Source organism: Colwellia sp. F1, assembly GCF_056238625.1.
Window position 1 is genome coordinate 1 of the sequence record NZ_JBWDLI010000010.1, and the last position, 21,900, is coordinate 21,900.

At 40.9% G+C, this 21,900-nt stretch carries 21 protein-coding genes; 13 read left to right on the top strand and 8 right to left on the bottom strand.

Going from position 1 to position 21,900, the window contains the following annotated elements; all coding sequences use genetic code 11:
• Positions 1–216: 216 nt before the first annotated feature.
• Entirely contained in the window at positions 217–480 is a 264-nt protein-coding gene (locus AC0UA9_RS10660) for a hypothetical protein (protein WP_475659893.1), read from the bottom strand.
• Positions 481–702: 222 nt separating this feature from the next.
• Here AC0UA9_RS10660 and AC0UA9_RS10665 point away from each other — a divergent pair, with 222 nt between their 5' ends.
• Entirely contained in the window at positions 703–834 is a 132-nt protein-coding gene (locus AC0UA9_RS10665; RefSeq protein ID WP_475659894.1) for a hypothetical protein, read from the top strand.
• 58 nt (positions 835–892) lie between these two features.
• On the opposite strand, the gene AC0UA9_RS10670 is transcribed toward AC0UA9_RS10665, so the two are convergent.
• Together AC0UA9_RS10670 and AC0UA9_RS10675 are read right to left on the bottom strand one after the other, a co-directional pair.
• A complete protein-coding gene (locus AC0UA9_RS10670; protein ID WP_475659895.1) occupies positions 893–2,011 on the bottom strand; it encodes a PilT/PilU family type 4a pilus ATPase in 1,119 nt (372 codons plus the stop codon).
• Between the two features lie 52 nt (positions 2,012–2,063).
• Positions 2,064–3,107, bottom strand: coding sequence for a type IV pilus twitching motility protein PilT (locus AC0UA9_RS10675; RefSeq protein WP_475659896.1), 1,044 nt, complete (start codon positions 3,105–3,107; stop codon positions 2,064–2,066).
• A gap of 113 nt (positions 3,108–3,220) precedes the next feature.
• Here AC0UA9_RS10675 and AC0UA9_RS10680 point away from each other — a divergent pair, with 113 nt between their 5' ends.
• From AC0UA9_RS10680 to tadA, 7 genes are all read left to right on the top strand, one after another.
• Positions 3,221–4,000, top strand: a complete 780-nt coding sequence (locus tag AC0UA9_RS10680; protein WP_475659898.1) for a YggS family pyridoxal phosphate-dependent enzyme — start codon at positions 3,221–3,223, stop codon at positions 3,998–4,000.
• Between the two features lie 105 nt (positions 4,001–4,105).
• The gene (gene proC, locus AC0UA9_RS10685) at positions 4,106–4,915 is read left to right on the top strand and encodes a pyrroline-5-carboxylate reductase (RefSeq protein ID WP_475659899.1); all 810 of its coding nucleotides are present in this window, start codon (positions 4,106–4,108) and stop codon (positions 4,913–4,915) included.
• Positions 4,916–4,971: 56 nt separating this feature from the next.
• Positions 4,972–5,517 (top strand): YggT family protein, encoded by a 546-nt coding sequence (locus AC0UA9_RS10690; protein ID WP_475659900.1) that lies wholly within the window; start codon positions 4,972–4,974, stop codon positions 5,515–5,517.
• Between the two features lie 107 nt (positions 5,518–5,624).
• Positions 5,625–6,065 carry a DUF4426 domain-containing protein gene (locus AC0UA9_RS10695; protein ID WP_475659902.1) on the top strand — a complete coding sequence of 147 codons (441 nt, stop codon included), beginning with the start codon at positions 5,625–5,627 and terminating at the stop codon, positions 6,063–6,065.
• Between the two features lie 152 nt (positions 6,066–6,217).
• Positions 6,218–6,820, top strand: a complete 603-nt coding sequence (gene rdgB, locus AC0UA9_RS10700; RefSeq protein ID WP_475659903.1) for an RdgB/HAM1 family non-canonical purine NTP pyrophosphatase — start codon at positions 6,218–6,220, stop codon at positions 6,818–6,820.
• Between the two features lie 80 nt (positions 6,821–6,900).
• The gene (gene hemW, locus AC0UA9_RS10705) at positions 6,901–8,160 is read left to right on the top strand and encodes a radical SAM family heme chaperone HemW (protein WP_475659904.1); all 1,260 of its coding nucleotides are present in this window, start codon (positions 6,901–6,903) and stop codon (positions 8,158–8,160) included.
• Positions 8,160–8,672, top strand: coding sequence for a tRNA adenosine(34) deaminase TadA (gene tadA, locus AC0UA9_RS10710; RefSeq protein ID WP_475659905.1), 513 nt, complete (start codon positions 8,160–8,162; stop codon positions 8,670–8,672). Before hemW ends, tadA begins: the two co-directional genes overlap by 1 nt.
• Here the strand turns inward: tadA and AC0UA9_RS10715 are convergent.
• Both AC0UA9_RS10715 and mltF read right to left on the bottom strand, forming a co-directional pair.
• Complete coding sequence (locus tag AC0UA9_RS10715; RefSeq protein ID WP_475659906.1) at positions 8,669–8,803, bottom strand: hypothetical protein; 135 nt, start codon at positions 8,801–8,803, stop codon at positions 8,669–8,671. The two genes, tadA and AC0UA9_RS10715, sit on opposite strands and share 4 nt — an antisense overlap.
• A gap of 212 nt (positions 8,804–9,015) precedes the next feature.
• Positions 9,016–10,572, bottom strand: a complete 1,557-nt coding sequence (mltF, locus tag AC0UA9_RS10720) for a membrane-bound lytic murein transglycosylase MltF (protein WP_475659907.1) — start codon at positions 10,570–10,572, stop codon at positions 9,016–9,018.
• A 241-nt stretch (positions 10,573–10,813) separates the two neighbouring features.
• Between mltF and purL the strand changes: the two genes are divergently transcribed.
• Positions 10,814–14,797 (top strand): phosphoribosylformylglycinamidine synthase, encoded by a 3,984-nt coding sequence (purL, locus tag AC0UA9_RS10725; RefSeq protein ID WP_475660210.1) that lies wholly within the window; start codon positions 10,814–10,816, stop codon positions 14,795–14,797.
• Between the two features lie 274 nt (positions 14,798–15,071).
• The gene (locus AC0UA9_RS10730) at positions 15,072–15,935 is read left to right on the top strand and encodes a TatD family hydrolase (RefSeq protein ID WP_475659909.1); all 864 of its coding nucleotides are present in this window, start codon (positions 15,072–15,074) and stop codon (positions 15,933–15,935) included.
• 2 nt (positions 15,936–15,937) lie between these two features.
• Here AC0UA9_RS10730 and AC0UA9_RS10735 read toward each other — a convergent pair whose 3' ends face one another.
• Complete coding sequence (locus AC0UA9_RS10735; RefSeq protein WP_475659911.1) at positions 15,938–16,591, bottom strand: AhpA/YtjB family protein; 654 nt, start codon at positions 16,589–16,591, stop codon at positions 15,938–15,940.
• A gap of 60 nt (positions 16,592–16,651) precedes the next feature.
• On the opposite strand from AC0UA9_RS10735, the gene serB reads away from it, so the two are divergent.
• Positions 16,652–17,671: a phosphoserine phosphatase SerB gene (gene serB / locus AC0UA9_RS10740; protein ID WP_475659913.1), complete on the top strand. Its 1,020-nt coding sequence runs from the start codon at positions 16,652–16,654 to the stop codon at positions 17,669–17,671.
• A 73-nt stretch (positions 17,672–17,744) separates the two neighbouring features.
• Here serB and AC0UA9_RS10745 read toward each other — a convergent pair whose 3' ends face one another.
• Entirely contained in the window at positions 17,745–18,404 is a 660-nt protein-coding gene (locus AC0UA9_RS10745; RefSeq protein WP_475659915.1) for an MBL fold metallo-hydrolase, read from the bottom strand.
• A 159-nt stretch (positions 18,405–18,563) separates the two neighbouring features.
• Between AC0UA9_RS10745 and AC0UA9_RS10750 the strand changes: the two genes are divergently transcribed.
• Positions 18,564–19,904: a sodium-dependent transporter gene (locus AC0UA9_RS10750; RefSeq protein ID WP_475659917.1), complete on the top strand. Its 1,341-nt coding sequence runs from the start codon at positions 18,564–18,566 to the stop codon at positions 19,902–19,904.
• A 49-nt stretch (positions 19,905–19,953) separates the two neighbouring features.
• On the opposite strand, the gene AC0UA9_RS10755 is transcribed toward AC0UA9_RS10750, so the two are convergent.
• A complete protein-coding gene (locus tag AC0UA9_RS10755) occupies positions 19,954–21,309 on the bottom strand; it encodes a DNA recombination protein RmuC (RefSeq protein ID WP_475659919.1) in 1,356 nt (451 codons plus the stop codon).
• 230 nt (positions 21,310–21,539) lie between these two features.
• Between AC0UA9_RS10755 and ybeD the strand changes: the two genes are divergently transcribed.
• Positions 21,540–21,803 (top strand): DUF493 family protein YbeD, encoded by a 264-nt coding sequence (gene ybeD / locus AC0UA9_RS10760; protein ID WP_475659921.1) that lies wholly within the window; start codon positions 21,540–21,542, stop codon positions 21,801–21,803.
• Positions 21,804–21,900 lie beyond the last annotated feature (97 nt).

Here is a 21,900-nt window from a genome sequence, read left to right on the forward strand (position 1 = left end):
ACCGACGAAATTACTTGCTTCATCTACTGCGTTAACTCATTTTTTAAACATAAAGCGAATATGGCTCGAAAAAAAGCAGAGATTTTTATGGTTTAACTTGACGTGGGGAGTCATACCAACGCCCCAATAAGGGGCTAAGTAATAGTTGGCTAAGATGTGTAGCGGAGCGAAACCTAGCCAACTGTTGCGTGTCCCGCTTGATTGACTTGTTATGTGTTAACTACGACAAGCCAGTTCTTTTTTATATTTATGCTCGGTAACGTACCACATAATTACACCAAAAAATAAACCAGCAATAGGCCAGACAACACAGTGGATAATTGCTGCTTTGGAAGTAAAGCCATCGGCAAAAGGCTTGTTCATAAATGCCATCATTATAAACATCGGTAAGCCGTAAGATAAAACACCACTAAATAGAAAAAAGTTTAATTTACCCTTCGCGCGTGTGATTTCCCACGCTTTGAATTGATCATCCTTCACCTAAATATTCTCCACAATTGATTAACACATAACAGCTTATTAGACTGGATAAAAACCTTTTTTGTGCAAGGTTCAACCAACTAACATTTAATTTATTGCTTGGTAATCTATAATTTTAATGTATTTATTTCAACTGGTTATTTTCGTGTCACAATCGAAAACAATTTAATACACAATAAATTTACACTTTTTCTGGTGAAAGTGTGCAATTGGCGCTGTATTATGGTTACACTACAAGCGGGTTTCTTTTTACCTATTGTTGATAAACAAAACTTCCCCATAGGCATTATTACATGGCGTGACCTGCTCAAGGTGCTTGCGTTAAGGTATAAAAAGCGCTTAACACCTAAATAAGCTGAGTTAGACTTAACTCATGCTACCTTAAGCAATTGTTTTGTTTACTGATTGTTTTTTAATCATCAAAACCATCTAAGGTAACTCCTGCCAACCCACCTGTTCTGCCTTGTTCGTTACTGCGCAGTTTAATCATTAAGCGTAAATCATTGGGTGAGTCTGCATGATGTAAGGCATCAGCGTAAGTTATAAGCCCTTGCTGATAATGCTTAAATAACGCTTGGTCAAACGTTTGCATACCCAGTTCATTTGATTTTTGCATCACTTCTTTAATGCTACCTACATCCCCTTTTTTAATAAGTTCACTAATATAAGGAGAGTTAAGTAGTATTTCGATGGCAGCAACACGGCTATTACCGTCTTTTGTTGGTACTAATTGCTGTGCGATAATGCCGCGCAGATTTAATGCTAAATCAAATAACAACTTAGCGTGTTGGTCTGAAGGCACTAAGTGCATAATCCGGTCAATCGCTTGGTTAGCATTATTGGCATGTAAGGTGGCAATACATAAATGGCCGGTTTCAGCAAAACTTAAGGCATGTTCCATTATTTCTCGACTTCGAATTTCGCCAATAAGAATAACATCGGGCGCTTGTCGCAAAGAGCTTTTTAACGCAGCGTCAAATGATTCAGTATCTAGCCCCACCTCACGCTGAGTAATCATACTTTTACCGTGTTCATGCACAAACTCAATGGGGTCTTCAATGGTTAAAATATGACCACGGGAATTACGGTTTCGATAACCAATGAGTGATGCCATTGACGTTGATTTACCAGTACCTGTACCCCCCACAAACAGCACCAAGCCACGTTTTGACATGACCACATCTTTAAGAATTGGCGGTAAGCCAAGGTCGTCGGCGTTGGGGATTTCGGTAACAATGCGACGGACCACCATACCCGCCATGTCTCGTTGCCAAAAGGCAGAGATACGAAAACGCCCTATGCCTTCAACTGAAATGGCAAAGTTACATTCTTTTTCTTCATCAAATTGACGAATTTGCTTTTCGCTCATGGCATTATGCACTAAACCTAACGCTTCTTCTGCGCTTAATGCATGGTCAGAAATAGACACTAACTCGCCATTAATTTTTGCACTAACAGGTAACTTAGCAGTGACAAACATATCAGAAGCACCTTCGGCAACCATTTTTTCTAATAACTGATGAAAAGTCATTGGTATTCCTATCGTATTAATTTACACCTGATTCACTTGAACCGGTTACCCGTTAAAAGCTTTTAAATTGATTTTTATCGACTGCTTTCTCCATTGCTGCTGCCTTGGTGATAAGACCACGGCTCACTAAGTTCTGTAAGCATTGATCCATTGTTTGCATACCATGAGACATACCCGTTTGAATAGAGGAATACATTTGTGCAATTTTATCTTCACGAATTAAGTTACGTATTGCTGGTGTCCCTATCATAATCTCATGCGCAGCCACACGGCCGCCGCCCACTTTTTTAATCAGTGTTTGAGAAATAACTGCCCGAAGTGACTCTGACAACATAGAGCGCACCATCGACTTTTCCGCGGCAGGAAACACATCAATAATACGGTCAATAGTTTTAGGTGCTGAGGTGGTGTGTAAGGTACCAAAAACCAAATGCCCTGTTTCTGCGGCTGTCATGGCAAGACGAATGGTTTCTAAGTCACGCATTTCACCAACAAGAATAACATCTGGGTCTTCGCGAAGCGCCGAGCGTAATGCTGCTTCAAAGCTTAGCGTATCACGGTGAACCTCACGCTGGTTAATTAAACACATTTTATTTTCGTGAACAAACTCAATTGGGTCTTCAATGGTTAATACATGGTCATTTTTTGAATCATTAATGTAATCAACCATGGCGGCTAAGGTAGTAGACTTACCCGAGCCGGTAGGGCCTGTTACCAACACTAACCCCCGTGGCGTGTCTGAAATTTCCCTAAAAATATCGGGACAGCCTAACTCATCAAGAGATAAAACCACACTAGGAATGGTACGAAATACTGCTGCTGGGCCCCTGTTTTGGTTAAAGGCGTTCACCCTAAAGCGGGCCAAATTAGGAACTTCAAAAGAGAAATCCACTTCTAAGTTTTCTTCATACTCTTTGCGCTGACGGTCATTCATAATGTCATACACTAACGCGTTGACGTCTTTAGCGTCAAAAGCAGGTATATTGAGTTTACGCACATCGCCATCAACGCGAACCAAAGGTGGACTTCCTGTTGATAAATGTAAATCGGACGCTTTATGTTGCACACTAAAGGCAAGTAATTCGGTAATATCCATAAAAAACCTCGGTGGTGTATCAGTTAAAATATCAGTGGTAACGTTTTATACCAATCTAACAAACTGGTAGTATTAATAAAAATATAGTTGACCCAATGCTTAGTAATTAAAAAATGAACCAAATTAACGAAAATATTCACCTTGTAAAATCACAAATCAATCAAGCTTACCGTGCAGCAACCGCGGCAAATGCTACGACTAACCTCAGCGTGGCTGAACAAGCAGTTACTCAGAAAACTCAGCCAAACACAAAACCACAAACTCACAGTGAACAAAACCTGATTAAACTGCTCGCCGTAAGTAAAACAAAACCTATAACGGCGATAGAACAAGCGTACTTAGCAGGGCAACGTGACTTTGGTGAGAACTACTTACAAGAAGCGATAGAAAAAATCACCAAGTTGTCACATTTACCTGATCTTTGCTGGCACTTTATTGGGCCAATTCAATCAAATAAAACCAAACAAATCGCACAACATTTTCACTGGGTTCATAGTGTTGATAGAATTAAAATAGCGCAGCGCTTAAATGACCATTTAACGAATGTAAATCAACAAAATCCTTCTCAAGATACCTCGCTAAACATTTGTTTACAAGTCAATATTAGCGAAGAAGCGTCAAAATCTGGCATTATGGCCGACCAGGTATTTTCTTTAGCTGAAGCCGTTAATAAATGTGATAAACTCATCTTGCGTGGCTTAATGGCGATTCCACAAAAAAATGCTGGAGCGGCAAGTTATGCAAAAATGCAGCACTTGTTTAACGCGTTACAAGCCCAATATTCAAGTGTAGATACGCTTTCTATGGGAATGTCGAACGATTTAGCCTTAGCCATTGCTCATGGTTCAACCATGGTTAGAATTGGCACCGCCATTTTTGGGGCAAGAAGTTAAGCCCAATGAGTACTAAATAGTAAAGACCGTAAACAACTATCGCCAACGTAAATTCAATAAAAACACTGGTTGAACAGTGTTTGAACAAAAAAGGTAAGAAATTTTATGAAAAAAATAGCATTTATTGGTGCAGGTAACATGGCACGTGCAATTATTGCTGGGTTAGTTAACGCTGGTGTAGCCGCCAATAATATTATGGTTGCCAACCCTTCCCCTGAAAAAAGAGTACAACTTGCTAAGGACTTTGGCGTACAAGAAACCAGTGACAATATTGCTGCAGCAAGCTTTGCCGATATTATTGTGCTCAGTGTAAAACCACACTTTATTTGTGATGTATGCACACAGCTAAGTAGTGCGCTTGAGGTAAACAGCAAGTTATTTATTTCTGTCGCGGCTGGCACAAAGGTTGAACAAATTCAGCAAGCGTTAAACTGCAAGGCTGCCCTTGTTCGTGTTATGCCAAATACGCCATCACAATTAGGCCTAGGGATGAGCGGATTATTTGCTTCAAAAGAAGTAACCGACGAACAAAAAGCGGCCAGTGATAAGTTAATGTCTGCTGTCGGCAAGGTTATTTGGTTAGCAACTGAAGAGAAAATTAACGACGTTATTGCTGTTGCCGGCTCTGCCCCTGCCTACTACTTCTTATTTATGGAAGCAATGGAAAAACATGCGATAGCATTAGGTTTTACTGCCCAAGAAAGCCGTATGTTAGTGCAACAAACCGCGCTAGGCTCTGCACAAATGGTGGCACAAAATAGCGAGGACGACATTAGCACTTTACGCAGTAATGTTACCTCTAAAGGGGGAACAACACATGCGGCTATTGAGCAATTTAAACGCGAAGGGTTAGATGAAATAGTGAAAAATGCCATGAATGCTGCTATTGCGCGCGCGCAAGAAATGGCAAAATAGTGTTTTATAACACAACGATTAGTTTATAATAATTTTATTTACGTAAAGGAAAAACAATGGAAGCAATTATTTATTTGCTTAGATTCGTCTTCGACGCGCTGTTAATGATATTGATTATGCGAGTTTGGTTACAATGGGTAAAAGCTGATTTTTACAACCCGTTGAGCCAATTCATTGTAAAAATAAGTAACCCATTGGTTGTTCCGGTGCGCCGCGTTATTCCTGGTTTAGGTGGGCTAGACTTAGCCACAGTATTAATAGCCTATGTCGTTGCTAGTTTAAAGTTTTTCACCTTAGCTGCAATAGCAGGTGAAAGCTTAGGCGTATTGTCATTTTATATTGGTTTATTAGTCTTGTTTAAACAAGCTGGCTTTTTACTGTTTATGATCATGATAATTATGGCAATAATGAGCTGGGTAGTACAAGGCTACAACCCAACCTTGGCGATATTCTATCAACTCACCGAGCCGTTTTTAAACCCGATCAGGCGTGTTATTCCTAATATTGGTGGCTTAGATCTTTCCATGATTGTTGCCTTTTTAGCGATGAACGTGATTAATATTTTTCTTGCTAACAGTTTGCCTTACTGGGGCGCATTGTAGTAAAAAATATTGGTTTTACGCTATAAAAAGTACTGTAAAAGGTCTATTCTGTTATAGCCTAGTTTATAACAGAGCAGACCCTGTACCCGCTATTATTAGGAGCAAACATGAACTTTTCACTCATTAAATTGTTAGTCGCCATCACATTGGGCTTATTTACAGTAACCAATGCTAACGCCGAAAACATGAAGTCTTTAGGCTCAATGAACGTACACTACATGGCAATAGGCTCTACTTTTTTTACACCTGAAGTAGCCAAAGCCTATGGCATAACACGCAGCCGATACAATGGTTTAATCAATATTTCAGTACTAGATAACACCAAAGCTGGCAAGCCTGCTAAAACGGTCAGCATTGTCGGCAAAGCCAAAAATAATTTAGGCCAATTTAAAACGCTAGCGTTTGAAGAAGTCAAAGAAGGTGATGCAATTTATTACTTAGCTCAAGTGAGTTATCGCGATGAAGAAACCATGCATTTCACACTGGAAATTAACGACGGTAAAGAACAACAAACGTTAAAGTTTTCACAAAAATTTTACGCTGATTAAGCACAAAACACTGGGTGCTAAGTGCTATCAAACCCACTTAGCGTCTAGTTACCTAAGCTAACATCTTAAACCTAGTGTCTCAAACCTAGCACCTATTCACTTTTTGCCGTATTATAAGCGGCAATAATTTTCTGCTACAGCGTATTTTTCCTATGTCGACAATAGTTCTAGCCACGGGTAACCAAGGTAAAGTTAAAGAATTGGCCAGCCTACTCACTCAACACTCAATAGAAATTGTGCCACAAAGTAACTTCAATGTTCCTGACATCGCAGAGACAGGAACTACCTTTGTCGAGAACGCCATTATTAAAGCGCGTCATGCCGCTAAAGTAACAGGGTTACCGGCAATTGCTGATGACTCTGGCCTTGAAGTCGATGCATTAAATGGTGCCCCAGGCGTACACTCTGCCCGCTATGCTTGTGATCTTATTGGCGAGCATGTCACCGATGACGACAACACAAATAAACTACTTAAGGCTTTAGAGGACACGCCTGACGACCAACGCCAAGCTCGCTTCCATTGTGTACTTGTGTATATGGCACATGAAAATGACCCTACCCCTATTATTTGTCATGGGGTTTGGCAAGGGAGTATTAGCCGAGAAAGGAAGGGAGAACAAGGTTTTGGTTATGATCCTGTTTTTTGGCAGGCTGATTTACAACTGTCTTCGGCGCAATTACCCCGCGATGTTAAAAACAAGCTAAGCCACCGTGGCCAAGCGTTAGCGCAGCTTGTTAAAAAACTAGCGACATAATGCTTGATAACTCTGAGCGCTAAGCTTGATAAAATATAAAAACTTTTATCAAGCCAATAACAGAAACAGACTAAACAATAGTGAGTACCAACTTGTTAACAGCACCACCGCTTTCTTTATATATTCATATCCCTTGGTGTGTAGAAAAATGCCCTTATTGTGATTTTAATTCTCATGCTTTAAAAGCACAAATTCCTGAGCAAGATTACGTTCAAGCCTTAATTGCTGATTTGGACGCCGATATTACCCGTTTTTCCCTGCAAGATAGACCTCTACACTCTATCTTTATTGGCGGCGGCACCCCCAGTTTATTTTCAGCAAGTGCAATTGAGTCGTTACTGAACCAGGTTTTTGCACGTTTTGCCAACACCCGTACTCACACCAGCAATAAAATAGAAGTAACCCTAGAAGCAAACCCCGGTACAGTAGAAGCTGAAAAATTTATCGGCTTTGCTAAAGCTGGCGTTACCCGCTTATCTATTGGCGTACAAAGTTTTGAATCGGAAAAACTGCTTAAGCTAGGTAGGATTCATGACGTTAATCAAGCCAAACAAGCTGCTCAGCTGGCTAAAGCTTGTGGTGTTAATAGCTTTAACTTAGATTTAATGCACGGTTTACCTAATCAAAGTATTGAAAATGCGTTAGACGACTTAACAACAGCCATTAGCCTCAAGCCAGACCATCTCTCATGGTACCAACTTACCATTGAGCCTAATACCGCGTTTCATTCTAAGCCGCCTAAGTTGCCACAAGATGACACCTTGTCGGATATTCAAAATCAAGGCTTTAAGCTATTAGCCGATGCTGGCTATAAACAATATGAAATATCTGCGTTTTATTTAGAAAAACCAGCCACAAAAACAGATGAGCAAGCAAGTAGTTATCAATGCCAACATAACCTTAACTACTGGCAGTTTGGTGACTACCTAGGTATAGGATGTGGTGCTCATGGTAAAATTACTGATGTGGTTAACCAAACAGTACAACGTACAGTAAAAGTAAAACACCCTAAAGGCTATCTTGAGCCAAACCGTGACCCATTAACCCAGTTAACCCGGGTAACTGAGCAAGAGTTACCTTTTGAATATATGATGAACCAACTACGCTTGTTTTCTCCTTTTACCCTGACTCACTTTCAACAACGCACAGGCTTAGCTGCAAATACTATTTTACCAATATTAGCGCAAGCACAGCAGAAGTCATTAATGATTTGCACTGATGCACCACTTAACCATGGTGAAAAAAATAAGCAAACGGCGCCATTGCCACGCCAAGAGACTTGGCAAGTAACACCGCTTGGCCAACGTTATTTAAACGATTTATTAGCGCTGTTTCTCTGATGACACTTGTTAATAGCCAACACGATCAAGCCTTTATGCAACGGGCATTTGAACTTGCTCAACAAGCTGAGCAGCATAATGAAATACCGGTGGGCGCTGTGGTTGTGTACCAAGGGAAAATTATTGGTGAAGGGTTTAACCAGTCTATATTACTTAACGACCCCTCTGCCCACGCAGAAATGCTAGCGATACGCCAAGCAGGGCAACATTTGAATAATTACCGGTTAGTCGACTGTACTTTATACGTAACCCTTGAGCCCTGCCCTATGTGTGCCGGTTTACTGGTGCATAGTAGAATACAGCGCTTGGTGTATGCGTGCCCTGATTTTAAAACAGGTGCTGCAGGCACGGCGTTCAACTTGGTCGACTCTCCGCTACTAAACCACCAAATTACCGTAGACAAAGGGGTTATGGCGGCGCAATGTAGCGCACTATTATCTCACTTTTTCAAGCGCCGACGCAGCGAAAAAAAGTTAGCAAAGAAAATGAGCAAAGAAAACAATAACCGTTAACTGTGCGTTATTGTTTTTTCACCTTTGACTAGTTGATTAAAAAAGAATTGACGCCGTGCATTCATTTTATGATGCTGTACTTTCAATTGCTTTTTTCTTGCAGTTGATAATGCTTGTCTTCTGTTTTTCATAAAATTACCTCTTTATTTGAAGCCTGACTCAAGGCAAAAAGCGCTTACTTATTGCCATAATTAACAATGGCTAAACCGAGTTCAGGTTGATTAATCACTTTTTATCTTTCGCTAATGATTATTATCGATAAAGATGACATTAATATGACAATAATATAAATACTCTCCACACAGAGCAAGGCAATATGAGCAACCCTACTGATTTAGCTAAGTTATTTATTATCAGTGCTGTTTTCGCTATTGTTTTCGGTATTGTTTTCGGTATTGTTTTTCGCACCAATGGCTGCCTCTATCGCGGCTTTTTCAGCAGCCGCAATAGCGTCTTCAATCGCCGCATTTTCAGCAGCTTCCATTGCCGCTGTTGATTTATCGTCTAGCCAAGTTAACGTGTCGTAGTAGCGACGAATATTGTCAACATAGTGAACAGGCTCGCTACCGCGTGCATAGCCATACTTAGTATTTTTATAATATTGCTTTTGTTGTAGTAAGGGTAAGCGACTTTTAACTTCAACCCAACGGTCAGGGTCGCCTCCTTGTCGCTGTGTGATAATGCGGGCATCATTTAAATGACCAAAACCAACATTATACGAAGCTAAGGCAAACCAAATACGATCTGGGTGTGGAATTCTATCTGGCATTTTAGCTATCATGCGCCGAAAGTACTTACTGCCACCTCGGATACTTTGCTCTGCATCTAAGCGACTTTTAATACCCATTTGTTTTGCCGTGGCCAAGGTTAACATCATCATACCTCTAACACCGGTATGAGAGCGTGCATGGGGTTTCCAATGAGACTCTTGATAACTAATGGCGGCCAGTAAGCGCCAGTCAATATCTTGGCTATACTTTTCAAACAGTGGTTGATATTGAGGTAAACGCGTTTTAACGGCTTTAATAAATGTACGTGTTTCTACATAATTAAATTGCTCGATATGTCCATAGTATTTATCATCAAGTGCGAGCAAGCTACCGTTATGATGAACTTGACCAAAAAATTCAACTAAACTTGCCAAAATAGCATCATCACTCTTTTTATTAAGCATCCAAGCTAAAGGCTCAGCTTCTTGTATAGTAAAACCCACGCTTATTTCAGGGTAATACCGACGGTTAGTGGCTAAGGTATTACTGTCAACAATGGTGTAATCAATCTCGTCATCCAGTAATTTAGCCAGTAACTCTTCTCGGTCAAAATCGGTTGTTTCAACCCAGCTAAGGTCTGGGTTAACGCGCTTTAGCTCATTTAAATTTTCTACATGGCTAGAGCTAGCGGTCACCATCAACTCCCCTGTTAAATCATTAATTTTTCTAGGCCTTTTGTTCCCTTGTTTAAAGACTAATTTTTGACTCACTTTACTATAACTAGGCGCAAAGTTATAACGCGACAAGCGCTGTGTGGTAACCGATAAACCGGCTGCTAATATGTCTACTTCACCCGTGTCTAACTTACTAAACAGCTCATCGAGTGAATAACTGGCAACAACTTTCAACTTTACATTAAGGTAATCCGCATATTGTTTGGCTAGTTCATACTCAAACCCTGCATAAGCATCGGCTTGAGCACCATTGCTTTTAAGGTCATTCCCTTGAGTATAGAAGCTGTTCGCGCCATATAAAGTGCCCACGGTAACGTAGCCACGTTTAATAATACGTTCAAGACTTACCTGCTGGCTTTTTTCACCACAAGAAGACAATGTGCTTAGCAAAATAAAAGCGAATAAAGTATGCTTTATTACGCGCGCTAATGTTAGGTTACTACTGATAAATTTCATACGCTAATTGTGTCGTGTATTTCCTTGTTAGCCAAGCATTTTTTTTTAATGTTAATTTTTCACCTAAACATAAAGCTTTAACCCTTACTAAAAGTAGAGTTTTCAACTATACTACGCGCGAAATTACAACGCGTTATCAACGCAAAACTTTAACTTGTGTGAAATAATTTTCGCTTAGGCTAGTCCCAATGCTTAGCCTGCTTAAAAAACCCTATACAAACTTGGTGATTACCCTATGACGATGCCTAAGACTACGTTAATTAAAAACCTTCGTGGCGCTCCAGCACTTTCTGATTTCAGAGTTGAAAAACTCTTAGCTCAATGTGAAAAATTACAACTGCCTGTAAACGACATTTATGCTGAATTTGCCCATTTTGCTCACCTTAGTGACGCATTAAGCCCAAGCGAAGATAAAGTTTTACAACAATTACTCACCTATGGGCCAACCATCGAAGAACACCAGCCTAATGGTTTATTTCTTTTGGTAACGCCACGTCCGGGTACTATTTCTCCTTGGTCGTCAAAGTCGACTGATATTGCCCATAACTGTGGTCTTGCCAGCGTGATTCGTTTAGAGCGCGGCATTGCTTATTACATTACTTTGCAAGACGGTGCTGTATTAACGACCGAGCAAGAAGTACAACTTAATGCGTTATTACATGATCGCATGATGGAAAGTATCTTTAATGACTTTGACCAAGCCCATTTATTATTTGCCAGCAGCGAACCAGGTAAATTAACCGTTATTGATATTGAACATGGCGGGAAAGCGGCTTTAGTTAACGCGAACGTTGAGTTAGGTTTAGCCTTAGCTGATGACGAAGTAAATTATCTTTTTGAAAATTTCACAAAGCTTGGTCGAAATCCGCATGATATCGAGCTTTACATGTTTGCCCAAGCAAACTCTGAGCATTGTCGCCATAAAATATTTAACGCTGACTGGACCATTGATGGCGTTAAACAAGAAAAGTCATTATTTAAAATGATCCGTAATACCCACGAAGTTAACCCTGATTACGTGTTAAGTGCGTACAAAGATAACGCGGCGGTCATGGTAGGGAATAAGGCTGGTCGCTTCTTCCCTAACCCGCAAACTAATGTTTATGGCTATCACCATGAAGACATTCAAATATTAATGAAGGTCGAAACCCATAACCACCCTACGGCTATTTCTCCCTACCCTGGCGCAGCAACCGGTAGTGGTGGCGAGATTCGTGATGAAGGCGCAACGGGTATTGGTTCAAAACCCAAAGCCGGTTTAGTGGGTTTTTCTGTCTCTAATTTACGTATTCCTGAGTTTGTCCAACCGTGGGAAACAGACTTTGGTAAACCAAGCCGTATTGTTACTGCATTTGACATCATGATGGAGGCTCCGCTTGGTGGCGCAGCTTTTAATAATGAATTTGGTCGTCCCGCTATTTTAGGGTATTTCCGTACTTACGAAGAAGAAGTGAACTCATTCAATGGGGTTGAAGTACGTGGCTACCACAAACCTATTATGCTCGCCGGTGGTTTAGGTAATATTCGTGATGAGCATGTACAAAAGCGTGAAATTATCGTTGGCGCGCACCTAATAGCGTTAGGTGGGCCAGCGATGAATATTGGTTTAGGTGGCGGCGCAGCCTCTTCAATGGCTTCGGGGCAATCGGCTGAAAACTTAGACTTTGCCTCTGTACAACGCGAGAACCCAGAAATGGAGCGCCGTTGCCAAGAAGTTATTGATAAGTGTTGGCAGTTAGGTGAACAAAACCCAATCGCCTTTATTCATGATGTAGGGGCTGGTGGTTTATCTAACGCTTTCCCTGAATTAGTCGCAGACGGTGGACGTGGCGGTATTTTTGAACTGCGTAAAGTACCAAACGACGAGCGTAGCATGGCACCACATGAAATTTGGTGTAATGAGTCTCAAGAGCGCTATGTTATTGCTGTTTCAGACCACAACCTCGCCGTTTTTGAAGAAATATGTCAACGTGAGCGTGCTCCGTACGCAATTGTTGGCCGTGCAACTGAAGAAGAGCATTTAACGGTAACCGATGAGCATTTTGCAGACGATGAAGCTCTTAATACCCCCATTGATTTACCCCTTGATGTACTGTTAGGTAAAACTCCTAAAATTATCAAAGATGTGAAGTCAGCAAACGCGGTTGGTGATGTGTTAGATTTTACTGATGTAAGTCTAGCAGATGCTGCAACAAGAATTTTAAGCCTGCCCACTGTTGCAGAAAAAACGTTCTTAATCACCATTGGCGATCGCAGTGTGACTGGTATGGTAAACCGTGATCAAATGGTTGGCCCTTGGCAGGTGCCTGTTGCTGACTGTGGTGTTACCGCAGCAGCACTTGACTCATACCACGGCGAAGCCATGTCATTAGGTGAACGCACTCCCGTGGCATTACTTAACTTTGGTGCGTCGGCGCGTTTAGCAGTTGCTGAGTCATTAACCAACATTGCCGGTACTGATATTGCAGGTGCTGATGGTGAAAGATTAAACCGTATTAAGCTTTCTGCTAACTGGATGTCGCCAGCTGGCCACCCAGGTGAAGACGCTGGGTTATACGAAGCTGTTAAAGCGATTGGTGAAGAGCTTTGTCCTGCTCTTGGCTTAACAATCCCTGTGGGTAAAGATTCAATGTCGATGAAAACCCAATGGGAAGAAAACGGTGTAGAGAAGTCTGTCACCTCGCCTTTATCACTTATTATCACCGCTTTTGGTGCTGTAGAAGATATTCGCAAAACCGTTACGCCTGAGCTTCGCTCTGATCTAGGCGACACGTCACTGATTGCTATTGATTTATCACAAGGTAAAAAACGTTTAGGGGGGTCGTGTTTAGCGCAAGTTTATAAACAATTAGGTAATGAAACCCCCGATGTTGATAACCCTGAAGTGTTAAAAGGCTTTTTTAATGCTATGCAAACCCTGGTTCGCGCAGAGAAACTGATTGCTTACCATGATATTTCAGACGGGGGATTATTTACCACTGTTGCTGAAATGGCTTTTGCTGGTCACACCGGCGTTGATATTGATATTAGCAAGCTATCCAAGGGCGCAAGTGATGATTTAGCCACATTATTTAGTGAAGAGTTAGGGGGCGTAATTCAAGTCCTTAACAGTGAACTTGACGCAGTAAACGCAGTATTAACTGAGTTTGGTATTGCAGAGCACGCAAACGTTATTGGTACATTGAATAATGAAGATACAATTCGCTTTAGCCGCGACGGCGAAGTGGTGCTAGAAAACTCTCGTACGTATTACCGTACAACTTGGGCACAAACAACTTATAAAATGCAATCTCTGCGTGATAACCCAGAGTGTGCCCAACAAGAGCATGACGTTAAGTTTGACACTGAAGATCCTGGTTTAAATACTGCACTGACCTTTGATATTAACGAAGACATCGTTGCTGATTTAATTGTCAAAGATGCAGCTAATTCTGCTAACGGAAAGGCTACTAACCCTCGTATTGCTATTTTGCGTGAGCAAGGGGTTAACTCGCACGTTGAAATGGCGGCAGCATTTGACCGGGCAGGCTTTGTTGCTATTGATGTACACATGTCAGACATTTTATCTGGCCGCACAGACTTAGCAGACTTTAATGGTTTAGTCGCTTGTGGTGGTTTCTCTTATGGTGACGTACTCGGCGCTGGGGAAGGTTGGGCAAAATCAATCTTGTTTAACGCCAATGCGCGTGCCATGTTTAAAGCCTTTTTTGAGCGCGAAGATACCTTTAGTTTAGGTGTTTGTAACGGTTGCCAAATGTTGTCTAACTTAAAAGAGATTATTCCAGGTACGGAACACTGGCCTCACTTTGTACAGAATAAGTCAGAGCGTTTTGAAGCCCGCTTTTCATTAGTTGAAATTCAAGACAGCCCGTCTGTACTCTTTAAAGGGATGGCAGGCTCTCGTATGCCAATTGCTGTTTCTCATGGTGAAGGCCATGCTGAGTTTGCCTCTGAAGAAGCAATTGATGCAGCCAATAACTCAGGCACAGTATCAATGCGCTTTGTTAATAACTATGGTGAAGTGACAGAAACCTATCCTGCAAACCCTAACGGCTCTGCGGACGGTATTACCTCCTTAACAACCACCGATGGTCGCGTAACCATTATGATGCCACACCCTGAGCGTGTCTTTAGAACGGTAGCTCATTCATGGCACCCTGACAGCTGGGGTGAAGATTCACCTTGGATGCGTATGTTCCGCAATGCACGCGCATTTATTGGGTAATACTTTACTAATAAACGCTAATACCGCGATTAAAAGCACAGTGCTGATATACTTCAGTACTGTGCTTTTTGCTTTTTACCCTTTAAGATCAGCTTGAACACTCACCCATGTAAGCAAGGCGCTTGATTGAGCAATAGCGAGCTCTTGTGATTAAGAGCAACGACGCCATGGAATTGTTTAATCAGCACACGTGGGTAATAATTTAGTAAAATTGGTCTTCATTGTGATTACTATTTTATACAATAGGATATTACTGACAAGTTAAAGGACAATAATGAAATTTACTGATAGCCACTGTCACCTTGATTTCCCCGAGTTTAGTGACAACCTCACCCCCCTTTTACAGCAATGTAACCTTGAGGGCATTCACCAAATTATTGTCCCTGGCGTTGAGCCCCAGCATTGGCAAAGGGTGTTGTCGCTGACAGAAAACGCACACTTAACCATTGCTTGCAGCTTAGGTATTCACCCTTGGTTTATCATAGAGCAAGACATGCGCAGCGCTTGTATAGGGCGCAGTATAAACCTGGCTTGCTTAACCGAGCAACTACAGCAAGCTATTGCCACCCATCGTAAAAAAATTGTCGCCGTGGGTGAGTGTGGTATTGATGTTGTAAAAGCAAAAAACAGTATGCCAGACGAGCATGCATTGAAAAAGAACCTCAGTTTACAACAACGTTTATTTGAAATGCAGCTCATGCTCGCCCAAGCCAATGATTTACCTGTTATAGTACATCATTGTAAGTCTCATGCCTTAATACTGCCTTTATTAAAGCAATATAAGCTTGATAACGCTGGGGTTATTCATGCTTTTTCCGGCAGTTATCAACAAGCGAAAGACTATGTAGATTTAGGTTTTAAGCTAGGTGTTGGCGGCACGATTACTTACCCAAGAGCCAAGAAAACCATCAACGCAATAAAACGCTTACCGTTATCCAGTTTGTTATTAGAAACCGACGCGCCCGCTATGCCTATTTTCGGTATGCAAGGACAAAAGAATTCACCTTTACGAATTATTGCAATATTCAAAGCGCTAGCTGCGATCAAAGACGAGCCTGAAATAGTAATTGCTAAGCAAATAGAGCAAAATGTGGCGCAACTATTTTTTAAACATCGCGCAACGTTTGTTCAACGCTAGCCTTAGTAAGTTTTGGGCGCTCTATACCCTTGTCGACTAAAACGATTTAAGCCGCGTGTTAGTAAAAAGCCTACTAAACCTGCGGCAATTAACAATAGCCGAAAAAGCGTATTGCTTTCATGGTTAGTTTTACTCAACGCCTGAGTTAAATAAGATTTTTCAATGGTTAGGCGCAAGTACCCGATTAATTCACCTTGACGGATTTCTTTAATGACAGGAATGTATTGCTTACTTTTATCTAATGTTAACAAGCTTTCATCAATACCATAAAGTAGCTTAATGGTATGGCTAGTTTCACCAGCAGAGTTTGACTTTACCATTAAGGCGCCAGTGCTTTCATACAAGTGTACATGCTTAATGTAGTCAGCGTTGGCCAGGTTATTGACATAAGCCTGCAACTGCGCATTGCGCTCTTTTTTACTTACTGGGGTATTACTGTCAGTTAAAAGCACCAGAATACCCGCAATGGCTTGTTGCAAAAGTTTGTCAGCCACTTGTTCAAAGTGCTGGTTAATCACGCGGTCATTTTTTTCTGTGTTAGCCACTAAAAAGGCCAGTAAAATCACAATTATTAAAATAGCACTAACTAATTGCAGAATTTTATTATAAATTGACGAGAGTTTAGGGTATAAAGGCTGTTCTAATTTAGTCATCATATTCATTCATCATAAACGTGCATGGTATCGATATACTTACACCTATAATAGAGAGTTAACGTGTCTTTTTCTACTACTGTATCTTTTTCTACTGAAATTTCATCTTTATCACTTGAAGATTATTTTGCCAAAAATGCAATTAACTGTGAGCTGCCCCTTAACTTTAGCGTAAGCGATGAGCAGTTAATATTAAATGATAACCATACGAGTAAGTCGCTTAAACCAGAATTAGTTGTTTTTTCAACCTTATCACTACATCATTTACGCTTATTGCAGCGTGATTGTCATTTGAATATTGAAGCCTTAGCAGCCATCAACACGCGCAACAACCAAACCAGTTATCGCTTTAGCGTAAGCTGCGATAACTTTAGTAAGTCGCGCCATGCCCTCGCTGATTTTGCCTTAGCAAATAAAATAGAAGCAGCCTTAATTCAGAGTGCGCCTAAGTTAAATGAGCCTGGCTTGTTAGTCATGGATATGGACTCAACCACAATAGAAATTGAGTGCATTGATGAAATAGCAAAGTTAGCCGGTGTTGGTGAACAGGTTGCTGCCGTAACAGAGCTTGCTATGCAAGGCGCGTTAGATTTTTCGCAAAGTTTGCATCAACGGGTTGCCACCTTAACCAACGCACCAGCACAAATTCTAGAGGATGTTGCCAAAAATATCCCACTCATGCCAGGTTTAGAAACCTTAGTCAGTGAGCTTAAAAAACATCACTGGCGTGTTGCCATTGCTTCAGGCGGTTTTACCTACTTCGCTGATCACCTTAAAGACATGTTAAAGCTTGATGCCGCGTTTGCGAATGTGTTAGAAATTGTTGACGGTAAACTGACCGGTAAAGTCTTAGGCGATGTGGTTGATGCTCAAGTAAAAGCAGACTCCTTACATTTATTGGCAGCAGAATACAAAATACCTAGTGCTCAAACCGTTGCTATGGGCGATGGCGCTAATGATTTAGTTATGATGGCGGCGGCAAGTTTTGGCGTGGCGTTTCACGCTAAACCTATTGTGTTAGCACAAGCTGACAGCAGTATTAACCAACAGGGGTTAGACTGCTTGTTACATTGGTTAGCTTAACTTACTGCGCTATAAGCTAGACTGAGTGCAAGGTGATTACCTTGACATGCACTCAGTCTACTCGCAACACCTGCTAACTGCTTTTATTGGCGACTGCATGGTCACTGACATAAGGGTTGTTAATGCGCTCTTGTCCAAAAGTACTCATAGGGCCGTGTCCTGGAATAAAGCGCACTTCATCACCCAATGAAAACAGATTGTTTCTAATTGAGCTAATTAAGGTCGCTTTATCGCCGCGAGGGAAATCCGTTCTACCAATCGATCCTTTAAATAATACATCGCCAACTTGTGCTAATTTCGATGCACGATGAAAAAAGACAACGTGGCCCGGCGTATGCCCTGGGCAAAAATAAACTTCTAGCGTGATATTACCAAAACTAACGGTATCACCTTGGTTTAAGAAGCGATCTGGTGTGAAAGATTGGGCATCAGGAAAACCAAAGTGTTGCTTTTGCTCTTCCACCAAGTCAATCCAGAACTGGTCCTCTTTATGCGGCCCTTCTACTGTTACCTGATAATGTGTGGCTAATGCATCCGTTGCCCCTGCGTGGTCAATGTGCGCATGGGTGAGGAATATTTTGCTTAATGTTAATTGATGTTGGTCAATTGCAGTGATTATTTTATCAAGGTCACCACCGGGGTCAACCACCGCTGCTTGTTTGGTTTCGTTGCACCAAAATAAGGTACAATTTTGCTGAAACGGTGTTACGGGAATAATTTGATACTTGAGCATACTTGTTTACTCTCAATGCTAAATGTTTCGGATGATAATACCATAAGACAAGATATTTTAGAGAAAAGCGCTAACAACTCGGATTACTGCTTCCCCTGAGCCTTTTTACTAGGTAAGCTCAGCAACTATTATTTTTTTAACAACATAATTATACTCTTTATGCCATCTTCTAGTGTTTCTCGTGATTCTTTCCATTCTCGGTTAGGTTTTGTTTTAGCTGCGGCAGGCTCTGCCATTGGTTTAGGAAATATATGGGGTTTCCCAACACAAGCGGCGAATAATGGCGGTGGTGCATTTTTATTTGTTTATCTTATTGTTACTGTATTGCTTGCTTTACCTGCTTTATACGCTGAGATTTATATTGGTAATCAAGCACAAAAAAATCCTGTAAGTGCGCTTGCAGAAGCTTGTGGGAAGCGCTTTAATACTGTAGGCCGTAACGCCGGTATTATCGGTTTAGTGGGCGCTATGATGATGTTAAGTTTTTATAGTATTGTAGCTGGGTGGATGTTAGCACACGCCTTAAGTGCTTTATTTAATCTACTTGGCTTTAACGATATTGCAACCTGGTTGGCAACATCAAGTACACTGCGTAATGTTATGTTTACCCCTGTGTTTATCTTACTTGGGGCGGCAATTATTCATCAGGGCGTTCATGCTGGTATAGAGCGCTGGTCAAGCCGTTTAATGCCACTTTTATTAATGATGCTTATTGGCCTGATCGTTTATATTTTGCAACAGCAAGGTGCTGCACAAGGTGTGGCTTTATATCTTATTCCTGATTTTTCACAAGTAACGAACCCAAAACTTATTATTTCAGCCATGGGGCAAGCATTCTTTTCATTGTCTATTGGTGTTGGCGGTATGATGGTTTATGGCTCTTATATGAAAAAAGGGCAAGATATTGGCAAACTGGTTGTCTCTATTGCAGCCCTTGACACTTGTATTGCTTTTTTAGCCGGTTTACTTATTATTCCCGCCTTGTTTGTTGCACAACACGCAGGCCAAGAAGTGTTTACCAATGGCCACCTCATTGGCGAGGGACAACTTATATTTCAAATTCTTCCGTCGTTATTTAGCTCTATGGGCACGACCGGTTTAATTGTTGCTTTTAGCTTTTTTACTTTACTCTCAATTGCCGCGCTCACTTCAACTATTTCAACAACGGAAGTGCCCGTGGCCTATTTGGTCGAAAATAAACGTCTGAATCGTAATGGCGCTACTTGGTTAGTGTCTATTGTGGTTTTAGCCGCCAGTATGACTTTAGTTGCCTTTTTTGAGGTGTTATTTGGCTTAGTTGTACAGGCGCTAACGACAGTATTGCAGCCATTAATGTCGTTGTTTTACTTTATAGTTATTGGTTGGATTTGGCAGCGAGGCAATAAACTAAGCAATATTGCTTTAATAAATAATAATGTAAAATTGAAGGTGTTTGGCTTTTACCTGCGCTTTATCTGCCCTGTTTTGCTACTGATCGTGTTCGTCAATGTCGCCTTTTAAGGTACTAGAGGTAAGGACTAAAGTCTTCCTAGTAACTAGTTACTAGTTACTAGGATCTAGTCTCTTCCCCAGCGCCTACTTCTTCTCTATGCGTTTCCTTAGCCATTAAATTCTCTTGAGACTGTTGCAGCTCTACCTGTTCAATTTTTTCAAACCGTCCTGATATTTTATCCGCCGACGTGTGAATTTGTCTTACATCAACTGCAGCTTGGTCAATATGTTTGGCTAAGTTGGCAAAGCGCACCTTAAAGCGGTCAAAGTCTTTGGCTAGATAAGACAGGTGTGCTTGAATAATGTGAATTTGCTTTCTCGTTGCTTCGTCTTTTAAAACAGAGCGAGCCGTGGTTAATATCGCCATCAGTGTGGTTGGTGAGACTAACCAAACCCGTTTTTTATTCGCATAATCAACTAAATCACTTTGATGCCCGTGTATTTCAGCAAATATTGCTTCTGCTGGAATAAACATAATCGCACCGTCTGCTGTTTCATTTTCTATTAAATATTTCTCACTAATGTCATTGATATGTTTTTTTATGTCTATTTTAAATTGTTTTTGTGCGGTTTTTCTGTCTGACTCAGCTAATTCAAAGTCCATCATTTTACGGTAACTTTCTAAAGGGAACTTAGCATCGACAACAACATTGCCGGTAGGGTCAGGTAGCAACAACACACAGTCGGCAATTTTGCCATTAGACAAGGTGTGCTGCATTTTAACGTGTTGTTCTGGCAGTACATTACGAATTAAACCGCTCAGTTGCACTTCACCAAACGCCCCTCTAGAGCGTTTATCGTTTAACACTTCTTGCAAACTGACCACATTGGTTGATAATTCAGTGATTTTTTTCTGTGCATCGTCAATCAACGCTAAACGCTGTAAAATATCACTAAACGTTTTAGTGGTTTTTTCAAAGCCTTCTGCAAGACGTTTTTCAACTTGGGCACTGATGTCTTGCAAGCGTTTATCCGTCGCGTTAGTTAACACGTCAATGCGCTTAGTCATTTGCTCACTGCTTTGTATTAATGACTTACTCAGCTCTTCTCGGTTAGCTTGAGTCGTTTGGTTTAAATGACTAATTAGTTGGTCAAGTGTTTGGTTTTGGTTTTGGCTTAACGTTTGGTTGAGCTGTTCTTTTTGGCTGCTTAATTCCCTTAATAATTTAAGCCGAAGATCAGCTATTTGTTGCTCAAATGAATTGGATAGCTGTAGCTGCTGCTTGTCAAATAACTGTGTTAAAGCGCTCTGTTGTGCGGTGTTTGACAATTCAAGCTGGGCATTGAGCAGAGAAATCGCACCTTGTTGTTGCAAGTTTTGTCGGATAACAAATAACAAGCATAATAATAACACCGTGAGTATTGCATAAATAACAAGCACGGTTATTTCAGATTGTTGCAAAAGTGATAACATTAATAACCTTATGGTTTATAAACAAAAAATCCAGTGTCAGCTGCACTGTAAATAAACACAGTTATTTAATCATAAGTTTTCCCTAACGGCTAGTTATATATTAACGTTACTTTTTGTAAACGCTCATAGCACTTTGAGCTAAATTAATGATAAAATAATACGATTATTACGGTAACTACTTATATCAGAGTAATTACTGCTTATTTGCATTAGCTTTTGTAGAGAAAAACATGAAAACCCATTTCGACGAACTATTAGACTTCCCCACTGTACTTAACTTTAAAGTGATGGGTGTTGCCTGTGATGAACTACCCGACTTAATTATTGCTGAGCTGCAAAAACATACCCCTGGCGATTATACAACTAAGATAACGCCGAGCGCCAAAGGGAACTATCATTCTGTTTCTATTCCAGTCACAGTAACGAGCAAAGCTCATATAGAAAAAATTTACACAACATTAAACGCCATAGAGCAAGTGCGTTACGTTTTATAATGTTACTCACGGCTTTAACTTTACTATAAACAATAATATTATCACGTCAGTACGAGGTTTGTTTTGCCTGCTTCAGCCACTACGGTCAATAAAAGCA

What these genes read in the sequence shown, in the direction of transcription:
- AC0UA9_RS10750 (WP_475659917.1), top strand. Translation starts at nt 18,564, where the DNA reads ATGCCATCTTCTAGTGTTTCTCGTGATTCTTTCCATTCTCGGTTAGGT.
- AC0UA9_RS10690 (WP_475659900.1), top strand. Translation starts at nt 4,972, where the DNA reads ATGGAAGCAATTATTTATTTGCTTAGATTCGTCTTCGACGCGCTGTTA.
- AC0UA9_RS10715 (WP_475659906.1), bottom strand. Translation starts at nt 8,803, where the DNA reads ATGAAAAACAGAAGACAAGCATTATCAACTGCAAGAAAAAAGCAATTG.
- AC0UA9_RS10675 (WP_475659896.1), bottom strand. Translation starts at nt 3,107, where the DNA reads ATGGATATTACCGAATTACTTGCCTTTAGTGTGCAACATAAAGCGTCC.
- AC0UA9_RS10695 (WP_475659902.1), top strand. Translation starts at nt 5,625, where the DNA reads ATGAACTTTTCACTCATTAAATTGTTAGTCGCCATCACATTGGGCTTA.
- AC0UA9_RS10670 (WP_475659895.1), bottom strand. Translation starts at nt 2,011, where the DNA reads ATGACTTTTCATCAGTTATTAGAAAAAATGGTTGCCGAAGGTGCTTCT.
- AC0UA9_RS10755 (WP_475659919.1), bottom strand. Translation starts at nt 21,309, where the DNA reads ATGTTATCACTTTTGCAACAATCTGAAATAACCGTGCTTGTTATTTAT.
- AC0UA9_RS10730 (WP_475659909.1), top strand. Translation starts at nt 15,072, where the DNA reads ATGAAATTTACTGATAGCCACTGTCACCTTGATTTCCCCGAGTTTAGT.
- tadA (WP_475659905.1), top strand. Translation starts at nt 8,160, where the DNA reads ATGACACTTGTTAATAGCCAACACGATCAAGCCTTTATGCAACGGGCA.
- purL (WP_475660210.1), top strand. Translation starts at nt 10,814, where the DNA reads ATGCCTAAGACTACGTTAATTAAAAACCTTCGTGGCGCTCCAGCACTT.
- AC0UA9_RS10680 (WP_475659898.1), top strand. Translation starts at nt 3,221, where the DNA reads ATGAACCAAATTAACGAAAATATTCACCTTGTAAAATCACAAATCAAT.
- proC (WP_475659899.1), top strand. Translation starts at nt 4,106, where the DNA reads ATGAAAAAAATAGCATTTATTGGTGCAGGTAACATGGCACGTGCAATT.
- ybeD (WP_475659921.1), top strand. Translation starts at nt 21,540, where the DNA reads ATGAAAACCCATTTCGACGAACTATTAGACTTCCCCACTGTACTTAAC.
- AC0UA9_RS10745 (WP_475659915.1), bottom strand. Translation starts at nt 18,404, where the DNA reads ATGCTCAAGTATCAAATTATTCCCGTAACACCGTTTCAGCAAAATTGT.
- rdgB (WP_475659903.1), top strand. Translation starts at nt 6,218, where the DNA reads ATGTCGACAATAGTTCTAGCCACGGGTAACCAAGGTAAAGTTAAAGAA.
- mltF (WP_475659907.1), bottom strand. Translation starts at nt 10,572, where the DNA reads ATGAAATTTATCAGTAGTAACCTAACATTAGCGCGCGTAATAAAGCAT.
- AC0UA9_RS10665 (WP_475659894.1), top strand. Translation starts at nt 703, where the DNA reads ATGGTTACACTACAAGCGGGTTTCTTTTTACCTATTGTTGATAAACAA.
- AC0UA9_RS10735 (WP_475659911.1), bottom strand. Translation starts at nt 16,591, where the DNA reads ATGATGACTAAATTAGAACAGCCTTTATACCCTAAACTCTCGTCAATT.